This is a genomic window from Mycobacterium sp. (assembly GCF_019247635.1).
Classification (GTDB): Bacteria; Actinomycetota; Actinomycetes; order Mycobacteriales; family Mycobacteriaceae; genus Mycobacterium.
This window is the reverse complement of record NZ_JAFBAR010000068.1, coordinates 1-18,339: the sequence shown is the minus strand read 5'-3', so window position 1 is coordinate 18,339 and position 18,339 is coordinate 1. Positions and strand designations below refer to the sequence as shown.

Here is an 18,339-nt window from a genome sequence, read left to right as displayed (position 1 = left end):
AGCGTGTTGTTAAGCGCTGGCAGCTTTGGCGGGAAGTGCGAGGGTGTGACTTCGCCGACTGACCAGCCGACGCAGGCGTCCGGTCCCCGGCGCCGATAACCACACCGCGAGCTCCAGCAGCCCGTCGAGGATCAACGCCAGTGCGGCTACCAACAGCGCCCCGACCAACGCGAGGTGGAATTCCCGCTGCTGGATCCCGTCGATGAGATAACGGCCCAACCCGCCGAGGCTGGCGTAGGCGGCCACAGTCGCGGTGGCGACCACCTGAAGCGTCGCGCTTTGCAGGCCGCCGAGAATCAGCGGCATCGCGTTGGGCACCTCGACGCGCAGGACGATCTGGGATTCGCGCATCCCCATCGCACGGGCCGCGTCGATTATCGTTCGGTCGATATTGGCAATCCCCGCATATGTGCCCGCCAGCATTGATGGAATGCCCAGCAACACCAGGGCGACCAGCGGCGGGCCCCAGCCCAGACCAAAGAGCAGCACCCCTAGTAACAGCACCCCCAGGGTCGGCAGCGCGCGCAAGCCGTTGACCGCGCCCACTACCAGCAGCTTGCCGCGGCCGGTATGCCCGATAATCAGTCCGGCCGGGATAGCAATAACTGCCGAGGCCGCCACGGCCAATCCGGTGTACTCCAGGTGCTCGAGTATGCGAGTCGTCAGCCCCACGGGACCGCGCCAGTTGTCGGCGGTCAAGAGGTAGGACAGCGCGTGCCCGACGAAGCTCATCGCGCACCGCCCGCGATCGCGGACAACGCCGACCGCCTGCGCCGGGTGCTGTGCGCCGCGCGTTCCCAGGGTGTGACGAGCCGTCCGGTGAGCACGATCAGCACGTCGATGACGATCGCAAGCACGAACAGCACGATGATGCCGGCGACTATCTGACCGCTCTTGTCCGTCTCGTAGCCCGTGATGAACCAGGTGCCCAGCCCACCGATGCCGATGACCGAACCCACCGAGACCATCGCGATATTGGTCACCACTACCACCCGCAACCCGGCGACCATTACCGGAATGGACAGCGGCAGTTCGACTTTGACTATCCGTTTGATCGTCGGGTAGCCGACGGCGGTGGCGGCGTCGCGCACTTTCGCCGGTACCGCGTCGAGCGCCTCGAGGACCGCCCGTAGCAACAGCGCCGCCGTGTAGGCCGTCAGCGCCACGATGACGTTTGCCTCGTCGAGGACCCGGGTTCCGATGATCGTCGGCAAGACCACGAACAACGCCAGCGACGGGATGGTGAACACGATGTTCGCCACCGTGGTCGCCACGCGTCGAGCCGTCGGCGCCCGCCGTACCAGCACGCCCAGCGGCACCGCGATCAGCAGACCCAGCAACACCGGCACCAGCGACAGCCGCAAATGCACCACCGTCAGCGACCAGGCGTCGTCGAGGTGTTTGAACAGGTAGTGCAGGATCATCGGTGCCCCCGCGCTTCCACAGCCGCGAGCACATCGTCGGCCAGCACCCCGCCGATGACTTTGCCGTCGACGTCGACGGCAACACCAACCGACGACGGCGACGACAACGCGGCGTCGAGCGCATGGCTGAGATTGCCGCCCGGTCCAAGTTGCGAACCGACCGCGCTAACGCAGTCGGACAGGGACGCGCCGCCGCGATGGCGGTGGAGGCCCTCGGCGTCGATCCAGCCCAGCGGGACGTCGTCCTCGCTGACCACCAACGTCCAGCCTTCGGTGCCCGCTGTGCCGGCCGCCGCGGACAGGCTGCTCGCCGAGATCCGATCGATCTCGTGCAGTGGTAACCCGGACGCGTCGATCAGCTGCAACCAGCGATAGCCGCGGCCGAGCCCGATGAACCTGGCTACGAAGTCGTTGGCCGGCCGCGACAGTAGCCGGGCGGGTTCGTCGTACTGCTGGAGCACACCGCCGCGCCCGAACACGGCAACCTTGTCGGCGAGTTTGAGCGCCTCGTCGATGTCGTGCGTGACGAACACGATAGTTTTGTGCAATTCGCTTTGCAGACGCAGTATTTCGTTCTGTAGCTCATGACGGACGACAGGGTCGACAGCCGAGAATGGCTCGTCCATCAACAAGATCGGGGGATCTGCGGCAAGGGCTCGCGCCACGCCGACGCGCTGTTGTTCGCCGCCGGAAAGCTGCGCGGGGTAGCGGGTGGCCAACTTGGGGTCCAGGCCGACGCGTTCAAGCAACTCGTAGCCGGTCTTGCGTGCCGCGCGCCGTGACTGGCCTTTGAGCACCGGCACCGTCGCGACGTTGTCGATCACCCGTTGATGGGGCATCAATCCCGCGTTCTGGATGACGTAGCCGATCCCCAGACGCAGCTTGACCGGATCGACGTCTGCCACGTTGGATCCATTCACGGTGATGATGCCGCTGGTGGGCTCGATCATGCGGTTGATCATCCGCAGCGCCGTGGTCTTACCGCTGCCGGAGGAACCCACGAAGATGGTCAACTTCCCGTCGGGGACTTCCAGGCTCAGTCGATCCACGGCCGGGGTACGGCCGCGGAAAACCTTGCTGACGTTGTCGAATCTGATCATTGCTTGATGGGCTGATCGAAGCCATTGTCCCGCAACCAGTTTCGTGCTGCCTGGTCGGGATCGATACCGGAATTGCCGGCCACGGCGGCGTTGAGCGCGGCCACGCCGGGTGAGGTGAGCTTCGCCGACACCGCATCCAGTACGCCTTCGAGGCGATCCGACTTGATGCGCGAATTCACCAGCGGCACAATGTTGCCCGCCAAGAAATTATGCTCGGGGTCCTCAAGGACCACTAGGTGATTTTGTGGGATAGCCGGTGACGTGCTGAATATGTCAGCGGCGTTCACCATTCCCTCGAGGAGGGCGCGCACGGTCACCGCGCCGCCGCCATCCTCGATGGGGATGAAATTGCCCGCACGGATGTCCAGCCCGTAGGTCTGCTTGAGCCCAGGCGGTCCCTCCGGACGGGTTTGAAACGCCGAATCGGCCCCGAACCGCACGTCCGCCGAATGCGCAGCCAAATCAGCGATCGTCTTCAGGTTCCACGACGCGGCAGTGGCGCCGGTGACTGTAACCGTGTCGGTGTCGGACGCCGGAGCGGGCGCCAGGATCGCCAGGTCTTTGGGGAGCCGCTGGCGGAGCTCCGATTCGACTGCATCACGCAGAGTCACTGTGGAGTTCGGCGCGAAGTAGTGCAGCAAGTTCCCGATGTATTCCGGGACCAGGTCGATCGAATGGTCTTTCAGCGCCGGGATGTATGTTTCGCGGCTGCCGATTCCCAGTCGACGCCCGATCGCGAATCCGTTGGCCTGCAACGCCTGTGCGTAGATTTCGGCGACAATCTGGGATTCCGGGAAGTCGCTGGACCCGACCGTGATGGACTTCGCGTTGCCGGCGGACGTTCCGAGCGGGCCGGAGCCGCCGCACCCCGCGATGAGGCATAGCGTTGTCAGCCACAGCGCCGCGCTACGCACACGCCGCGGCATCCTCATGCAGCCGACAGTATCTTGAAAAGATCGAGACGCCGCGCCCGCACAAGGTCGTATCGACGGTTTTTCTAGGTCCGTTGGTTTCAATCTCCCCGGGATGGGACAAAGATGACTATATGAGCAGCATTCCCTCTGCCTCACCCGGTCAGCCCGACCCAGTACCGTCGCCCCGCGCAGGCGTGCCACTCAGAGATCCGTCGGCAAAATTGACCCGCGCCGGTGCCCTGTGGACGTCGCTGATCGCGGGTTTCCTCATCCTGATCCTCTTGCTGATATTCATCGCCCAAAACACGGCGTCAACGCCGTTCCAGTTCTTGGGCTGGCACTGGAGCCTGCCTCTGGGTGTGGCCATTCTGTTGGCCGCCGTCGTCGGCGGACTGATTACGGTCGCGGTCGGCACCGCGCGCATACTTCAGCTGCGTCACGCGGCCAAGAAGATGCATGCGGCCGCCACTGTCCGCTAGTCAGCTTCGCTAAGCGGGTCTCGCTAGTTGGGCCAGACCGCGGGCGATCAGCGGGGCCACGACTTCGGGGGCCAAATCGGCGTGGTCCTTTCCGCGCGCCTGCTCGGCCATGCGCCTGCGGAAGTCGATGCCGGCGGCGATGATGGCGAGCTTGAAGTAGGCCAGCGCCATATAGAACTCCCAGTGCCCCAACGGCAGCCCGGAGACCAGCGAGTAGCGATCCGCCAGTTCGTCGGCCGTCGGCAACAGGGGCGACGTCCAAGCGGCCTGCGCATTGACGACCAGGTCCAGCGCGGGGTCGCGGTACACGCACATCAGGGCGGCGTCGCTGAGCGGGTCGCCCAGCGTGGACAGTTCCCAGTCCACGACGGCGCGGACCTTGGTCGGGTCGTCGGCGTCCAAAATGGTGTTGTCGATCCGGTAATCACCGTGCACGATCGAGGCCCGGCTCTGTTGCGGAATCGATTGCTGCAGACCGGAATGCAGTCGGGCGACGTCGGCGTCGCGGTAGTCGTCGGACAGCCGCACCAGCTCCCATTGTGAACCCCAACGGCGCACCTGCCGTTCCAAATAGCCCGTCGGCTTCCCGAAATCGCTTAGCCCCACGGCGTTCGGTTCGACGCTGTGCAGGTCCACCAGCACCCGAATCAACGAGTCAACGCAACGGTCAATGACGGTGTGGTTGAACGCTTCCAGCTGACCCCGCCGCCGTACCACCTGTCCGGCAACGAATTCGACGATCTGGAATGGCGCGCCCAGCACCGAGTCGTCTTCACACAGGGCGATCGTGCGGGCCACCGGCACCGGGGTGTCCTGCAGCGCGGCGACCACCTTGTACTCGCGGGCCATGTCGTGCGCCGACGGCGTCAACCCGTGCAGCGGCGGACGGCGTACCAGCCAACTCGTCGCGTCGTCGTACACCCGGAAAGTCAGATTGGAGCGGCCACCGGAGATGAAGTCCGCCCGCAACTCACCGTCCCGCCCGATGCCCAGCGAACGCAGATAGCGGTCCAGCCCGGCCAGGTCGAGCCCCTCGAGTTGGTCAGCCGAAGTCACCTGACTTGTTTACCACCTCGGTGTTCGGTCCCTCGGCTCCTGGTTTCGTGGCAGCAAGTCCCACACATGTTCGGTGTTGTTGACCGTGGCCACCGTTGCCTGGCCGGCCCGGGAGAACCGCAGGCTGGTCACCGATGCGTAGTCGACAGGGAACGACAACAGCCGGGCCGTGCCCAGCACCTCGTGCAGCACGACGTTGATCACGCCGCCGTGGCTGAACGCGGCGACGGTGTCGTCGGGTCCCGCGGTGGCGACGACGTCGTCGACCGCCTCGCGGACCCTCGCCCGGAAAGCTTCCTCGTCGACCGCACTGGGCAGATGCCCCTGAGCCAAGCGTTCCCATTCCTGCGGGTTCTCCTGGCGGATCTGCTCGATCGGGATGTACATCGGAAGGTCGCGGTCGTACTCGGCGAATCGGTCGTCGATCTCGACCGCCAGCCCACGCGCGGCGGCCATCGGCTCGGCGGTCTGGACGGCACGCCGTTGCGGGCTGCTCACCACCCGGACGATCGGAAACCTGGCAAGCGCCTCGGGCAGCCGCGCAACCTGCGCCAATCCGGTGTCCGAGAGGTCCGGGTCGGAGCCCTCACCGGGTTCACTGCGTAGCGGCAACGCATGCCGGACGAGAAGCAGTTGCATGGGCCAAGCCTGGCATGCCGCGCCGAGCACTCTGCCCAAGCCGCGAGAGAATGCTATTCTCCATTCAGAGATTGGAGTGTTCGGAGATGGATGCTGCTGTACTAGGCCGGTGGCTCGACACCCACGACGCCCCCGGGCAGGGCGAGGAACCCGAGCTCCAACAGCTGAAGGGCGGCTCGCAGAACACCCTGTACGTGATCAGCCGGGGCGGTCAGCGCATGGTGCTCCGGATGCCGGCGGCGCGCGCGGACGCAGCCCGGATCGATGGGCTGCTCCGTGAGATCAGCCTGGTCAGGGCCCTGTCGGGAACCGACGTGCCGCACGCGGAGTTGATCGCGGCCGACGAGACCGGCAGCGTGCTGGGCATGCCGTTCTACGTGATGGACGAGATCGACGGGTGGAGCCCGATGGATGGCGGATGGCAGCCGCCGTTCGACACCGACATAAAAGCGCGGCGGGGGTTGGCGTTCCAGCTCGTCGACGGCGCCGCCAAGCTGGGCCGGGTGGACTGGCGGGCCCGGGGCCTGGAGGGTTTCGGCCGGCCGGATGGTTTCCACGAGCGTCAGGTCGACCGCTGGCTGAATTTTCTGCACGCCTACAAGGTCCGTGAACTCCCCGGTTTGGACGAGGCCGCCGACTGGCTGCGCCGCAATCGGCCCGCGCACTACAAGCCGGGCATTATGCACGGGGACTATCAGTTCGCCAACGTGATGTTCGCGCACGGGGCACCTGCTCGACTCGCCGCGATCCTGGACTGGGAAATGACCACGGTGGGAGATCCGTTGCTGGATCTGGCGTGGTCGCTGCTGGGCTATGACGGTGAGGAGCCGCGATCCGACGGGTTCTACCTGGACATGCGCGGCATGCCGAAGCGCAGCGAGGTGCTCGAGCACTACGAGAACGTCAGCGGCCTGTCCACCGAGAACATCGACTACTACCTGGTGTTGGCCAACTGGAAACTCGGCATCGTGCTGGAGAAAACCTACGCAACGGGGATGCGGCTCGGGGCCCAAGATAGCGGAATCGATCCAAAGATCAGGGATGTGTTCGGGGCGATGATCCCGCAGCTGATTGCCACGGCTGCCGAGCTGGCCCGGTCCCTACCAGAAAAGACCGGCTGAGGTGGGTTACGCGGACCGGCTGTTCGACCTCACCGACCGGGTAATGCTGATCACCGGTGGCAGCCGCGGCTTGGGCCGCGAGATGGGGTTCGCCGCAGCGCGGTGCGGCGCCGACGTGGTGATCGCCAGCCGCAATATGGACAGTTGCGTGGCTACCGCCAAGGAGATCGAGGCTGAAACCGGCCGCGCCGCAATGCCATACCAAGTTCACGTGGGTCGCTGGGACCAGCTCGACGGGTTGGTCGACGCCACCTACGACCGGTTCGGCAAGGTCGACACCTTGATCAACAATGCCGGCATGTCACCGCTCTACGACAAACTCAGCGACGTCACCGAGAAGCTATTCGACGCGGTACTGAACCTGAACCTCAAGGGCCCGTTCCGGTTATCGGCGTTGGTGGGCGAACGAATGGTGACTGCCGGCGGCGGGTCGATCATCAACGTGAGCTCCACCGGATCGCTGCGTCCCGACGGGGGCATCATTCCCTACGCCGCGGCCAAGGCCGGACTCAACGCGATGACCGAGGGCTTGGCGCGCGCCTTCGGCCCCACCGTTCGGGTCAACACGCTGATGGCCGGGCCGTTTCTGACCGACGTCAGCAAGGCGTGGAATCTCGATGAGGCCAAGGGCAACATGTTTGGCCACCTGTCGTTACAGCGCCCCGGCAATCCGCCCGAAATCGTCGGCGCCGCACTATTTTTAGCGTCAGCCGCATCCAGTTTCACCACCGGTTCGATCCTGCGGGCCGACGGCGGCATTCCCTAGCGAGTCAGGAGTAGTTGATGCCTTGGGACTTTTCCACCGAGCCGGAGTTCGAGAAGAAGCTCGACTGGATCCGCGACTTTGTGCGCGCGGAGGTCGAGCCGCTGGAAGTGCTCTTTCCCGGTTGTGAGTTTCTGCCGCTGAACGACGAGCGTCGCAGGATAGTCGACCCGCTCAAGCAGCAGGTTCGCGAAAACGGCCTGTGGGCACCACATTTGGGCCCCGATCTCGGCGGACAGGGCTTCGGTGCGGTAAAGCTGACGCTGATCAACGAGATTCTGGGCCGAAGCCCCTGGGCACCCATCGTATTCGGAACCCAGGCGCCCGACACCGGCAACGCGGAGATCATCGCGCGGTTCGGCACCCAGGACCAGAAGGACCGCTACCTGGACGGGCTGCTGTCCGGGGAGATCTTCTCCTGCTTCTCGATGACGGAGCCCCAGGGTGGCGCCGACCCACGCGTGTTCACCACCCGCGCCGTACGGGACGGGGACGACTGGGTGATCACCGGACGAAAGTTCTTTTCCTCCAACGCATCCGTCGCCTCGTTTTTCATCGTGGTGGCGATCACCGACCCCGACGTAGCGGTGCACCGTGGCGCCTCGACGTTCCTAATTCCGGCCGGCACCGCGGGCCTGACCATCGAGGCGGACTTCCATCTGGTCGGCACATCCCGCAACGAGCCAGGGCATTCCCTGGTGCGTTACCAGGATGTGCGGGTGCCCTCCGACGCACTGCTCGGTGAACCCGGCCAGGGCTTCCTGATCCTGCAGGCGCGGCTGGCAGGTGGTCGGCTGCATCATGCGATGCGGTCGATAGGGATGGCACAGCGTGCCGTCGAGATGATGGGCAGACGAGCGAAAAGCCGTTTCACACAGGGCAGTTCGCTCGCCGACAAGCAGCTGGTGCAGCAGTTCATTGCCGACTCCTACACCGAGCTGATGCCGTTCCGACTGGCGGTGCTGCATGCTGCGTGGCTGATCGATACCGCGGGCGAGCACGCGGCGCGCGCCGAGATCGGCGCGTGCAAGATCCTGGCGTCTCAGGTGCTGAAATCGATTGGGCTGCGCGCGATCCAGGTGCACGGAGCGCTGGGAACCACCGATCAGTTGCCATTGGTCAACGTGTTGCTGGGCGGCGTGGCGCTCGGTCTCGCCGACGGGCCCACCGAGGCGCACAAAGTCAATCTGGCCAAGCTGTTGCTCAAGGGCTACCAAGCCGAAGATCCGGAATGGCCCAGCGAATTGCGGAGCATCCGACGCGAGGCAGCCGTAGCCAAGTACAGCGATCTTCTCGATCCCGTTTCGGCCCTTACGCCGTGAGTAACAGGGTTGCCGCGGCGGTCGAGCGGGCGCTCGATGACCGTCACCGCGGGTACACCGAGGAAGTTGAACGCATCCTGGACGCCGCCGTGCGGGTGATGCAACGCGTTGCCCCCGAACCGCCCCGGGTCAGCGACATCGTGGCCGAGGCCGGTTCTTCGAACAAGGCCTTCTATCGCTATTTCGCCGGCAAGGACGACCTCATCCTGGCCGTCATGGAACGGGGGGTGGCCATCGTCGTGTCCTACCTCCAGCACCAGATGGCCAAGGAATCCCGACCCCGGGACAAAGTGGCGCGCTGGATCGAGGGCACCCTGGTGCAGGTCGCCGACCCGCACCTGATCAACATGAGCCGGGCAGCGGCCGGGCAGATGTCCGCCGGAACCTATTGGCGTGCCGCCGATCAGGAGCTGATGTGGCCGATGCGCGATTTGCTGACCCAGCCGATCGCCGCGCTCGGCAGCAACGACGTCGACCGCGATGTGGAAGCTGTATTCAGTTGCACGGCAGCAACCATGCAGCGGTATGTGGGTTCGGCAGACCGCCCGGTTCCAGCCGACATCGAGCATCTGGTGCGGTTCTGCCTGCGCGGGCTGGGGGTGGAGTGATGCGGGCGGTCGTCTGTCGCGCCTTCGGTCCGCCGGAAGACCTGGTTCTCACCGACGTGCCCGACCCCGTCCCGGGCCCGAACCAGTTGCTGGTGCGAGTGCACGCCGCGGCGGTGAACTTCCCCGACTTCTTGTTCGTCGCCGGCAAGTACCAGATCCGGATTCCACCGCCGTTCACCCCGGGCAGCGAACTCGCCGGCGAGGTGATCGCCGTCGGCGACGGCGTTTCGTTACGCCCGGGCCAGCGGGTTTACGGTGCCTCGGCGGTCGGTGCGTTCGCCGAGCAGGCCCTGCTGGACGCGGCCAGCGCCGCTGTGGTGCCCGATGACGTCGACTTCGCCGCGGCCGCGGCATTCGGCGTCACCTACCGCACCGCCTACCACGCGCTGCGGTCGACCGCTCAAGTGGCGGCAGGTGATTGGGTGGTAGTGCTGGGCGCCGCGGGCGGTGTGGGACTGGCCGCCGTGGATCTCGCGGTGGCAATGAAGGCCCGGGTGCTGGCCGCGGCGTCCAGCGCGGAGAAGCTCGAGCTGTGCCGACGGCGCGGCGCGGAGGCCACCGTCGACTACGAGCGGGAGGATCTGAAATCCCGCATCCGCGAGCTGACCGGCGACAGCGCGCGCGTAGTGGTGGACCCCGTCGGTGGAGCGTATTCGGAACCCGCGCTGCGCGGCCTTGCCCGCGGCGGCACGTTCGTCACCCTGGGCTACGCGGCCGGCGCGATCCCGGCCATTCCGCTCAATCTCGTCCTGCTCAAGGGAATCACCATCCGCGGCATGGAGATCCGCACCTTCATGGGCGACCACCCCGACGAATGCGCCCGCGACATCGAGGAACTGACGCAGATGTTCGCCTCGGGCGAGGTGCGGCCGCACATCGGAGCGCGTTTCCCGTTGGCCGACGCGCCTGCGGCACTGCGCTATGTGGCCGAACGCAAGGTGCTGGGCAAGGTCGTCATCGAGACGGGGTGAGCGTGGCTCGGCGGCGCTCAAGGCACAGCCGCCAAAACCGCACCCGGCCGGGGTGGTGAGGCACTCTTTGCCCGGCTTGCAGCGACAAACTCGGTCGAGGTCGGCTCGGCGCGCCGAGCGGGGACTGAGTCAGCACGGATTGTCGCTACAAGCCGGGCAAAACCGTGTCCCCCTTGCCCAGGGATCAATCCGACCGACGAACGAGACGTGCCGCTAAGGCGTCACGATGTTGAAGCCCGGGTCCGGTTCGTCAAGCACACTCAGCAGCGTCTGCAATGCTGTGTCATCACCGGACATCTCCAGGCCCGGCGAGCTGAAGTCGCCAAAGGCCGCGGCCAGCAATCGAAGCTTGCCGGCCAGCTTGACCGTAACGGTTGCCGACGCCGGGTCGGGGGCCACCTTGCGATAAACGAGCACGCCGTTGCGTAGTGTCAGCCGGTAATTCGTCGACGAGTCGGAAAACGTGAGATCCAAACTCAACTCGAAGTCCCAGCTGCGCGGGCCGTTTACCCGGATCGCGAGGCTGTCGAAGATCTGCTCGGGCGTCAGTTGGCTGAGCAACGTCGGCGAGGCGATTTGTCCCGCGGTGCCGAAGTTGCCGTCGCGCAGTTCGGCAGCACCGGACATGAAGAAGTTGCGCCAGGCCGCGTTCTCGGCGCCGTAGCCCAACTGCTCGAGCGTATCGGCGTATAGCTCACGGGCCATTGCGTGGTTGCTGTCGGTGAAGATCGCGTGGTCTAAAAGAGTAGCGGCCCAACGGAAGTCGCCGGAATCAAACGCTACCTTGGCAAGTTCGACGACGCGCTCCATGCCGCCCATGGCGTCGACGTAGCGCGGGGCCAGCGCCTCAGGGGGATGAGGCCACAGCCGGCCGGGGTTGCCGTCGAACCAGCCCATGTAGCGCTGGTAGACCGCCTTCACGTTGTGGCTGACCGATCCGTAGTACCCGCGTGTGTGCCAGACCTGTTCCAAAGCCGGTGGCATCTGGAACATTTCGGCGATTTCCACGCCGGTGTAGCCCTGGTTGAGCAACCGTAACGTCTGGTCGTGCAGATAGGCATACAGATCCCGCTGCAGCGAGAGAAAGTTGACGATGCTCTCCCTGCCCCACGTGGGCCAGTGATGGGATGCGAACACCACGTCGGTGCGGTCGGAGAAGGTATCGATGGCCTCGGTCAGATAACCCGCCCATGCGTGCGGGTCACGTACCAGCGCTCCGCGCAGGGTGAGCAGATTGTGCAGGTTGTGCGTGGCGTTCTCGGCCATGCACAGCGCGCGGAATCGTGGGAAGTAGAAATGCATTTCGGCCGGCGCCTCGGTGCCCGGCGCCATCTGAAACTCGATCTCCACCCCGTCGATGGTGTGCGTCTCGCCGGTTGTCTGGATGTCGACGGTCGGGACGATGACAGCCACCTCGCCCGTCGACGGCGTCTGTCCGAGCCCGCAACCCACTTGCTCCTGCGGTCCGCGGGCCAACAGGCTGCCATACATGTATGTCGCGCGGCGCGTCATGGCCGGACCGGCGTAGACGTTCTCCTGCACGGCATGCTCAGTGAACCCTTCCGGTGCCAGCACCGCCACCTTGCCGGTGTCGACGTCCCGCTGTGAAGTGACACCCAGCACGCCGCCAAAATGGTCGACATGGCTGTGGGTGTAGATCACCGCGACGACGGGACGATCGCCACCGCGGTGAGCCCGATACAGATCCAGCGCCGCCGCCGCGACCTCGGTGGACACCAACGGATCGATGACGATTATCCCGGTGTCGCCTTCGACGAAACTGATGTTGGAGATGTCGAAGCCGCGAACTTGATAGATGCCCGGCACCACTTCGTAAAGACCTTGCTTTGCATTCAACGTCGATTGGCGCCACAGACTGGGATGCACCGATGTCGGCGCGGGACCGTCTAGAAACGCATACACGTCGTTGTCCCATACGACGCGCCCGTCGGCCGCCTTGATCACGCATGGGGACAGCGCAGCAATGAATCCGCGGTCGGCATCGGCGAAATCCGTCGTGTCGTGCAATGGCAGAGTGTGTTCGCTGTGAGCCGACTCGATGATTGCGCTGGGGGGCTTGTGGTCCACCAGCAATACCTTGCCATTACCGCGACTGCCCCGACAGATCCAGTTGGTTGGCATCGAGTTAACCAATGCGGGAAAAACTTTTTCGCACGCCCTAGACCGCGAGTCCAGTTAACCCGCATACTGCCGAAGCGGTCCTCAACGCCGAGGGCCGGGAATTTCGGGCAAAGGAGTACTGGTGAAGCGTGGACTGACGGTCGCGGTGGCTGGCGCGGCGGTATTGGCCGTGGGCCTTTCCGGCTGTTCGAGCAATAAGACGAGTACGGGCAATGGCGGCACTTCGGCCGGCGCCACGTCGGCGGCCACGGGCGGAGGCGGCGGTACGAAGGTCACCATCGACGGCAAGGACCAGAACGTCAACGCCGGCTCGGTCGTATGCACCAACGCCGGCGGCAACATCAACATCGCCATCGGTGGGTCAGGCAGCGGTATCGACGCGGTCCTTTCCGACGGCAATCCGCCCGACGTGAAATCCGTTGGCCTGGGCAACGTCAATGGTGTGACGCTGGCCTACGCGGCGGGTGCCGGCGGCGACGCTTCGGCGACCAAGACCGGCAGCAGCTACAAGATCACCGGGCACGCCACCGGCGTTGACATGGCCAATCCGACGCAGCCCGTGAAGAAGCCCTTCGAAATCGACGTGACCTGCCCCTAAGGGGCAGGTGGGGTCGGTTGCCAGCCATTGCTCGGCAGCCGCACGCTGAACTCGGTGTGGCCGGGTGCGCTGTCCACGGTGATTGTCCCGTTGTGCGCCTTGACGACCGCGGAGACGATCGCCAAACCCAGCCCGGTGCTGCCGCCTTTGCGGGAGCGTGACGTGTCACCGCGGGCGAACCGCTCGAACACCTCCGACTGAAGCGCGGACGGGATTCCCGGCCCGTCGTCGATCACCTGCAGCAAGGTGTGCGGCGGCTCGGTGGCCAGGCGCGTCGTCACCACGGTGCCAGCGCCGGTGTGGACGCGTGCGTTGGCCAGCAGGTTGGTGAGCACCTGGTGCAGCCGTGCCGCGTCGCCGACCACGACGACCGGTTCTTCGGGCAGATCGAGCTCCCACTGGTGATCGGGCCCGGCGACATGGGCGTCACTGACCGCGTCCACGGCCAGCCGCGACAGGTCGACGGGTTCGCGTTCCAACGGACGGCCGGAGTCAAGCCGGGCCAGCAGCAGCAGGTCCTCGACCAGTCGGGTTATCCGCGCGGTCTCCGACGCCACCCGGCTCATCGCGTGCGTCACCGCTTCACGGTCGTCACCCATGCGCTGCGCCAGCTCGGTATAGCCACGGATGGCCGCCAGTGGCGTCCGTAGTTCGTGACTGGCATCGGCAACGAACTGGCGCACCCGGGTCTCGCTGGCCTGCCGCGTCGCCAATGCCGCCGCGATGTGGTCGAGCATCCGGTTCAGCGCCGAACCAAGCTGCCCCACCTCGGTGTAAGGGTTGGCGTCGGGTTCGGGCACCCGCACCGGCAGTTCCACCTCGCCGCGGTCCAAGGGCAGATCGACGACTTCGGTGGCGGTCTGGGCAACCCGGCGCAGCGGCGCCAGCGCCCGCCGGATGATGATGATGCCGGCGGTGGTAGCGGCGACCAGCGCGATCACGGTGACGATCGCGAAGATGATCAGCATCCGCATCATCGTCGCGTCGATGTTGGACATCGACAGGCCGGTGACGATGACGTCGTCGCCATTGCGGCTCGACGCGGCGACCACGCGGTATCGGCCGAGGCCATCGAGGTTCACGGTCAACGGTTTTCGACTGCCGGCGATGCCTGCCAACTGAGCCTTGGCCGCATCCGTCAACGAGTCCCGGGTGCCGCTGCTGGTCAGGTAGCCGGCGTCGCCGGTCTTGCCGTTGCTCACCACCGCGGCGAGCATGCCTGCGGGCTGACCCGGGGCATCGAGAAAACCCGGACCCGGGCCTGGCCTGGGGTAGTGCTGGTGCCGACGCGGCTGATCGGAGTACATCAGCGCCGAGCGGTACGAGGTCCCGCCGAGCTGACTGTCAAGTTGAGCCACCAAATGGTGGCGCAGCGCCAGTTCGGTGACCGCGGTGATTCCGATGCACACCACGGCAAGCACGATGACTTGCCCGACCAACAGCCGTAGCCGAAGCGACCAAACCCGCGATCCGCTAATGGGCCGGCTTGAGGACATAACCTGCGCCGCGCAGCGTGTGGATCATGGGCTCGCGACCGTTGTCGATCTTCTTGCGCAGGTACGAGATGTAGAGCTCGACGATGTTGGACCTGCCGCCGAAGTCGTAGCTCCATACCCGGTCCAGGATCTGCGCCTTGCTCAACACCCGCTTCGAATTGCGCATCATGAACCGCAGCAGTTCAAATTCGGTGGAAGTCAACGAGATCGGTTCGCCGGCCCGGGTCACCTCGTGACTATCCTCATCCAGCACCAGGTCTCCGACGATTAGCTGCGCGCCGCTATCCACCGTCGTAACGCCCGTGCGCCGCAACAGCGCTCGCAACCGCAGCACTACTTCCTCGATGCTGAACGGTTTGGTCACATAGTCGTCGCCACCCGCGGTCAACCCGGCGATGCGGTCTTCCACCGCATCCTTCGCCGTTAGCAGCAGCACCGGCAGCTGCGGGTTCTCTTCGCGCAGTTTGTGCAGCACGTCGAGGCCACTCATATCGGGGAGCATTACATCGAGGACGACGACATCGGGCCGTTGTGCGCGCGCTGCGGCGATTGCCGACGATCCGTCGCTCGCGGTGGCGATATTCCAGCCCTCGTATCGCAAGGCCATTGACACCATTTCGGCAAGAACGGCTTCGTCGTCGACGACCAGCACGGTGATCGGGTTGCCGTCCGCGCGGCACATGACGACCCGCTCAACTGAAGTACGGGCGTTTGTCACGGTTTCCAGTATCCGCGCCCGCCTGGGCCAATGCTATGGCAACCCTATGTGTGGTCTGTGAAAAGTCGCGTGACCGCTGGGCAGTCACGCGACCTGTCAGTGTGGCTTGCGTCTAGTACCAGTACCGCCTGCCGGCAACCGGGCGACCCATGGACCCCATGGCCCACATCACCGCGCCGACCACGGTCAAAATGATGCCGAGAACCCACAACAAATGGATACCGAACACAAAGCCGAGGATCAGGAGGACAACACCAACGACAATCATGACAACTTCCTTATTTCGAGGGACAGGAGTTACTGCTTAGGCTGCGGCACATTCGGCGTAGTGCAATTGACGGCCGGGTTGATCTTGTAATTCAACGGCCCTGCAATCACCGTCGTTGCAATCGAAGCCGCAGAACCGCAGTTCGTTGGCCCACTCTCGAAGTAGTGCCGCTGGTACGCGGCGAACACTCCGATTATCAGCCACACCACCACAATCGCGCCGACAATCCCGCGACCACGCATCGTGACCTCCGTTGTGAGCGAGAAGAATCTCGTGACGCTAGCGATACCCGTTAGACCCGTGTCTAAACATCTGCGCGCAGACTTCACGCATCGTTTAACGGTGCCGGTGGTCGCACTACTTTTGTTGTCCGAGCCAGGCGGTGGCCCGCCTGTTCGACGCGCGGGATAGCCACGCGTCTTGAATCAGCTCGGTTAATTCCGTCGTGGTAATTTGCGGCAACCGACTGGCCCGCACCAAGACTGACGGGTGCCCGTCGAAATGGTCGGTGGTGAAGAACGGCGACGCAGGATCTTGGGTCAGCGCCAGCTTGTCGCTCTCCGACTCCACCCAGAGCATGATCACGTCGGCATAGCGCTCACCGGTGGCCGGATCCACCGCATCAGGCTGAGGCGTGCGGAAGAACACGAACGACTTGCCACCGACTTGATAGATGGAGTTGCCTTTCGGTCCTTCCAGGCGCGTGACGTGCGGCATCGAGGCGGCAATCCGATGCACGTCCCCGACACGGGCGGGTCGGTCGGCCATGCCAACGACCATATACGCGGCGCGTCTGTAGCATGGGCGAAAGCATTGCGGTAAGGGGGATTGCGGTGCCGTGACCGACACTTTGTTTGCTGATATCTCTGAATATCAAGTGCCCGTGGATAACTCGTATCCATACCAGGTGCTTTCAGTTCGCGCTTGCGATGGCACGTATGAGGATCACAACTTTGCGGCCAACTACGGGTGGATGCTCGACGCATTGGATGGCGGGCAGTTGACGTTCGGCATCGTCTACACCTATGTGCGACCGGATTGGTCGGCCACCGCCGATACCGTGCGATCGATGATCGATGCCGCGGGTGGCCTGGATCCGCGGGTGGCCCTGATGCTCGACGTCGAATCCGGGGGCAATCCGCCCGGTGACGGCTCGAGCTGGATCAACTCGCTGTACTGGAATCTGGCCGACTACGCCGGCTCTCCCGCGCGAATCATCGGTTATGCCAACGCCTATGACTTCTCGAATATGTGGCCGACGCGCCCGGACGGCCTACGGGTTATCGCGGCGGGTTACGGCTCCGATCCGAACCTGCCCGGCCAGGTCGCACACCAGTACACCGACGGCTCGGGTTACAGCCCAAATCTGCCGCAGGGGTGCCCGCCGTTTGGCAATTGCGACATGAACTCCGCCGACGGGCTGACACCGCAAGAGTTCGCCGCCGCGTGCGGCATCACGACGAATGGAGGTTGGTTGATGGCGCTCACCGACGACGAGCAAGCCGAACTGTTGAGTAAGGTCCGCGACATCTGGGATCAGCTGCGCGGTCCCGACGGCGCCGGCTGGCCACAACTCGGGCAGAACAGTCAAGGCCAAAACCTCACCCCCGTTGACGCGATTGCGGCGATCAAGGACGACCTGGGGGGCGTTCCGGCGACGACCTGATCAAGTCAGATCAAGTCAGTCGAGGGTCTTGGCCAGCAGTTCGATAAGCCGTCTCTGCTCAACGGCGTTGAGCCGACCGGTCAATGGCGCCATGAGCTCGCCGATCTCGGCGACGATCACGGGCGCCAGGCGCCTTGCCTGAGCCGTAAGGCTGACCCGCACCGACCGGCCGTCGGCGCGGTCGGCCTTTTTTGTCACCAGGCCACGTTCGGCGGCGCGATCGATGAGGCCGCTGACGGTCGATCGCTCGAGGCCGAGATACGTTGCCAGTTCGGCCATCGCCGGTTCCCGGTCACGCAGTATGCCCAGCATCCGCAGCTGGGTAAGCGACAGGTCATGGTCGGCGGCGACCCGGCTCAGCACGGCGGTGACCGCGAACGAAACCTGCACCAGACCGTCCCTGAGGTCATCGACTGCGCCCATGGCCCGACCATACCTTGCAATAGTTCGTAATGCCATCTATTCTAGTTCGTATCACGATCTAATTCCGCGGAGGTCTCGATGCGCGCAGCGGTCGTCACGGCGTTCGATAAACCACCGTGCTACCGCGAGTTTGCGACCCCCACCCCACAGACGCCCGACGAGGTTCTGGTCGACGTGGTCGCCGCGGGCCTGCATCGACGGGTGCGGTCCCAGGCGGATGGATCGCACTACACCAGTTCGGGTGAGCTACCGCTGGTTCCGGGCGTCGACGGAGTGGGACGGACCCCCGATGGCGCGCTGCGCTACTTCGTCCTATCCGACAACGCGGTGGGCACAATGGCTGAGCAGACCGTCATCGATCTGCGGCGCAGTGTCGTACTGCCTGGCGATACCGACGCCGTTCTGGTGGCCGCGGCGATGAACCCGGTGATGTCGTCCTGGGTTGCGCTACGGCGGCGTATCAACTTAGAGGCGGGCCAGACGGTGCTGGTTCTCGGGGCCACCGGGGGCGCGGGGCGTACGGCTGTGCAAGTCGCCAAACACCTTGGTGCTAGCCAGGTTATCGGTGCCGGCCGCGACCCCCACCGGCTCGCTACCCTAGCCGGAATCGGAGCCGACGTCGTCGTCAGCC

General features: G+C 64.9%; 21 protein-coding genes and 1 pseudogene. 9 read left to right on the top strand and 13 right to left on the bottom strand.

All coding sequences use genetic code 11. The features are described 5' to 3' along the window. Positions 1–9: 9 nt before the first annotated feature. Genes JO236_RS09810 through JO236_RS09795 form a run of 4 tightly spaced genes read right to left on the bottom strand, consistent with a single transcriptional unit; the run spans position 10 to position 3,456 of the window. Entirely contained in the window at positions 10–732 is a 723-nt protein-coding gene (locus JO236_RS09810) for an ABC transporter permease (RefSeq protein ID WP_293328006.1), read from the bottom strand. Further along, positions 729–1,418, bottom strand: coding sequence for an ABC transporter permease (locus JO236_RS09805; RefSeq protein ID WP_293328068.1), 690 nt, complete (start codon positions 1,416–1,418; stop codon positions 729–731). The genes JO236_RS09810 and JO236_RS09805 overlap by 4 nt, the downstream gene beginning before the upstream one ends. 2 nt (positions 1,419–1,420) lie before the next feature. Next, positions 1,421–2,524, bottom strand: coding sequence for an ABC transporter ATP-binding protein (locus tag JO236_RS09800; protein WP_293328003.1), 1,104 nt, complete (start codon positions 2,522–2,524; stop codon positions 1,421–1,423). Further along, the gene (locus JO236_RS09795; RefSeq protein WP_293328000.1) at positions 2,521–3,456 is read right to left on the bottom strand and encodes an ABC transporter substrate-binding protein; all 936 of its coding nucleotides are present in this window, start codon (positions 3,454–3,456) and stop codon (positions 2,521–2,523) included. Before JO236_RS09795 ends, JO236_RS09800 begins: the two co-directional genes overlap by 4 nt. A 113-nt stretch (positions 3,457–3,569) precedes the next feature. Between JO236_RS09795 and JO236_RS09790 the strand changes: the two genes are divergently transcribed. Continuing rightward, positions 3,570–3,917, top strand: coding sequence for a LapA family protein (locus JO236_RS09790; protein WP_293327997.1), 348 nt, complete (start codon positions 3,570–3,572; stop codon positions 3,915–3,917). A gap of 9 nt (positions 3,918–3,926) precedes the next feature. On the opposite strand, the gene JO236_RS09785 is transcribed toward JO236_RS09790, so the two are convergent. Continuing rightward, positions 3,927–4,973, bottom strand: coding sequence for a phosphotransferase family protein (locus tag JO236_RS09785; protein ID WP_293327994.1), 1,047 nt, complete (start codon positions 4,971–4,973; stop codon positions 3,927–3,929). Between the two features lie 9 nt (positions 4,974–4,982). Further along, positions 4,983–5,612, bottom strand: coding sequence for a histidine phosphatase family protein (locus JO236_RS09780; RefSeq protein ID WP_293327992.1), 630 nt, complete (start codon positions 5,610–5,612; stop codon positions 4,983–4,985). 50 nt (positions 5,613–5,662) lie between these two features. Between JO236_RS09780 and JO236_RS09775 the strand changes: the two genes are divergently transcribed. The 5 genes from JO236_RS09775 to JO236_RS09755 are packed head-to-tail and all read left to right on the top strand — an operon-like array spanning position 5,663 to position 10,397. Then, entirely contained in the window at positions 5,663–6,733 is a 1,071-nt protein-coding gene (locus JO236_RS09775; RefSeq protein WP_293327989.1) for a phosphotransferase family protein, read from the top strand. Between the two features lies 1 nt (position 6,734). After that, the gene (locus JO236_RS09770; protein ID WP_293327986.1) at positions 6,735–7,499 is read left to right on the top strand and encodes an SDR family NAD(P)-dependent oxidoreductase; all 765 of its coding nucleotides are present in this window, start codon (positions 6,735–6,737) and stop codon (positions 7,497–7,499) included. A gap of 17 nt (positions 7,500–7,516) precedes the next feature. Further along, entirely contained in the window at positions 7,517–8,818 is a 1,302-nt protein-coding gene (locus JO236_RS09765; protein WP_293327983.1) for an acyl-CoA dehydrogenase family protein, read from the top strand. Further along, positions 8,815–9,426 carry a TetR/AcrR family transcriptional regulator gene (locus tag JO236_RS09760; protein ID WP_293327980.1) on the top strand — a complete coding sequence of 204 codons (612 nt, stop codon included), beginning with the start codon at positions 8,815–8,817 and terminating at the stop codon, positions 9,424–9,426. The genes JO236_RS09765 and JO236_RS09760 overlap by 4 nt, the downstream gene beginning before the upstream one ends. Continuing rightward, positions 9,426–10,397: an NADPH:quinone oxidoreductase family protein gene (locus JO236_RS09755; RefSeq protein ID WP_293327977.1), complete on the top strand. Its 972-nt coding sequence runs from the start codon at positions 9,426–9,428 to the stop codon at positions 10,395–10,397. The genes JO236_RS09760 and JO236_RS09755 overlap by 1 nt, the downstream gene beginning before the upstream one ends. Positions 10,398–10,610: 213 nt before the next feature. On the opposite strand, the gene JO236_RS09750 is transcribed toward JO236_RS09755, so the two are convergent. Continuing rightward, entirely contained in the window at positions 10,611–12,491 is a 1,881-nt protein-coding gene (locus JO236_RS09750; protein WP_293328065.1) for an alkyl/aryl-sulfatase, read from the bottom strand. A 169-nt stretch (positions 12,492–12,660) separates the two neighbouring features. On the opposite strand from JO236_RS09750, the gene JO236_RS09745 reads away from it, so the two are divergent. Further along, positions 12,661–13,137, top strand: a complete 477-nt coding sequence (locus JO236_RS09745; RefSeq protein ID WP_293327974.1) for a lipoprotein LpqH — start codon at positions 12,661–12,663, stop codon at positions 13,135–13,137. Here JO236_RS09745 and JO236_RS09740 read toward each other — a convergent pair. The 5 genes from JO236_RS09740 to JO236_RS09720 all read right to left on the bottom strand — a co-directional run bounded on the left by JO236_RS09740 (position 13,134) and on the right by JO236_RS09720 (position 16,387). Beyond that, on the bottom strand, positions 13,134–14,633 hold the full coding sequence (locus tag JO236_RS09740) for a sensor histidine kinase (RefSeq protein WP_293327971.1): 1,500 nt from the start codon (positions 14,631–14,633) through the stop codon (positions 13,134–13,136). The genes JO236_RS09745 and JO236_RS09740 overlap by 4 nt on opposite strands. Further along, entirely contained in the window at positions 14,611–15,315 is a 705-nt protein-coding gene (gene tcrX, locus JO236_RS09735) for a two-component system response regulator TcrX (RefSeq protein ID WP_293328062.1), read from the bottom strand. Before tcrX ends, JO236_RS09740 begins: the two co-directional genes overlap by 23 nt. A 148-nt stretch (positions 15,316–15,463) precedes the next feature. Next, positions 15,464–15,619: a DUF6131 family protein gene (locus tag JO236_RS09730; protein ID WP_293327969.1), complete on the bottom strand. Its 156-nt coding sequence runs from the start codon at positions 15,617–15,619 to the stop codon at positions 15,464–15,466. Between the two features lie 29 nt (positions 15,620–15,648). Next, the gene (locus tag JO236_RS09725; protein ID WP_293327966.1) at positions 15,649–15,861 is read right to left on the bottom strand and encodes a hypothetical protein; all 213 of its coding nucleotides are present in this window, start codon (positions 15,859–15,861) and stop codon (positions 15,649–15,651) included. 115 nt (positions 15,862–15,976) lie between these two features. After that, positions 15,977–16,387 (bottom strand): MmcQ/YjbR family DNA-binding protein, encoded by a 411-nt coding sequence (locus JO236_RS09720; protein WP_293327963.1) that lies wholly within the window; start codon positions 16,385–16,387, stop codon positions 15,977–15,979. A gap of 70 nt (positions 16,388–16,457) precedes the next feature. Between JO236_RS09720 and JO236_RS09715 the strand changes: the two genes are divergently transcribed. Next, on the top strand, positions 16,458–17,285 hold the full coding sequence (locus tag JO236_RS09715) for a hypothetical protein (RefSeq protein ID WP_323802151.1): 828 nt from the start codon (positions 16,458–16,460) through the stop codon (positions 17,283–17,285). Between the two features lie 15 nt (positions 17,286–17,300). Here the strand turns inward: JO236_RS09715 and JO236_RS09710 are convergent, their stop codons facing one another. Next, on the bottom strand, positions 17,301–17,708 hold the full coding sequence (locus JO236_RS09710; RefSeq protein ID WP_293327957.1) for a MarR family winged helix-turn-helix transcriptional regulator: 408 nt from the start codon (positions 17,706–17,708) through the stop codon (positions 17,301–17,303). A 78-nt stretch (positions 17,709–17,786) separates the two neighbouring features. Between JO236_RS09710 and JO236_RS09705 the strand changes: the two are divergent. Next, a pseudogene (locus tag JO236_RS09705) lies at positions 17,787–18,339 on the top strand (zinc-binding alcohol dehydrogenase family protein); the annotation flags it as partial.

What these genes read in the sequence shown, in the direction of transcription:
- JO236_RS09810 (WP_293328006.1), bottom strand. Translation starts at nt 732, where the DNA reads ATGAGCTTCGTCGGGCACGCGCTGTCCTACCTCTTGACCGCCGACAAC.
- JO236_RS09800 (WP_293328003.1), bottom strand. Translation starts at nt 2,524, where the DNA reads ATGATCAGATTCGACAACGTCAGCAAGGTTTTCCGCGGCCGTACCCCG.
- JO236_RS09795 (WP_293328000.1), bottom strand. Translation starts at nt 3,456, where the DNA reads ATGAGGATGCCGCGGCGTGTGCGTAGCGCGGCGCTGTGGCTGACAACG.
- JO236_RS09790 (WP_293327997.1), top strand. Translation starts at nt 3,570, where the DNA reads ATGAGCAGCATTCCCTCTGCCTCACCCGGTCAGCCCGACCCAGTACCG.
- JO236_RS09780 (WP_293327992.1), bottom strand. Translation starts at nt 5,612, where the DNA reads ATGCAACTGCTTCTCGTCCGGCATGCGTTGCCGCTACGCAGTGAACCC.
- JO236_RS09775 (WP_293327989.1), top strand. Translation starts at nt 5,663, where the DNA reads ATGCTATTCTCCATTCAGAGATTGGAGTGTTCGGAGATGGATGCTGCT.
- JO236_RS09765 (WP_293327983.1), top strand. Translation starts at nt 7,517, where the DNA reads ATGCCTTGGGACTTTTCCACCGAGCCGGAGTTCGAGAAGAAGCTCGAC.
- JO236_RS09755 (WP_293327977.1), top strand. Translation starts at nt 9,426, where the DNA reads ATGCGGGCGGTCGTCTGTCGCGCCTTCGGTCCGCCGGAAGACCTGGTT.
- JO236_RS09740 (WP_293327971.1), bottom strand. Translation starts at nt 14,633, where the DNA reads ATGTCCTCAAGCCGGCCCATTAGCGGATCGCGGGTTTGGTCGCTTCGG.
- tcrX (WP_293328062.1), bottom strand. Translation starts at nt 15,315, where the DNA reads ATGTGCCGCGCGGACGGCAACCCGATCACCGTGCTGGTCGTCGACGAC.
- JO236_RS09730 (WP_293327969.1), bottom strand. Translation starts at nt 15,619, where the DNA reads ATGATTGTCGTTGGTGTTGTCCTCCTGATCCTCGGCTTTGTGTTCGGT.
- JO236_RS09725 (WP_293327966.1), bottom strand. Translation starts at nt 15,861, where the DNA reads ATGCGTGGTCGCGGGATTGTCGGCGCGATTGTGGTGGTGTGGCTGATA.
- JO236_RS09720 (WP_293327963.1), bottom strand. Translation starts at nt 16,387, where the DNA reads ATGGCCGACCGACCCGCCCGTGTCGGGGACGTGCATCGGATTGCCGCC.
- JO236_RS09710 (WP_293327957.1), bottom strand. Translation starts at nt 17,708, where the DNA reads ATGGGCGCAGTCGATGACCTCAGGGACGGTCTGGTGCAGGTTTCGTTC.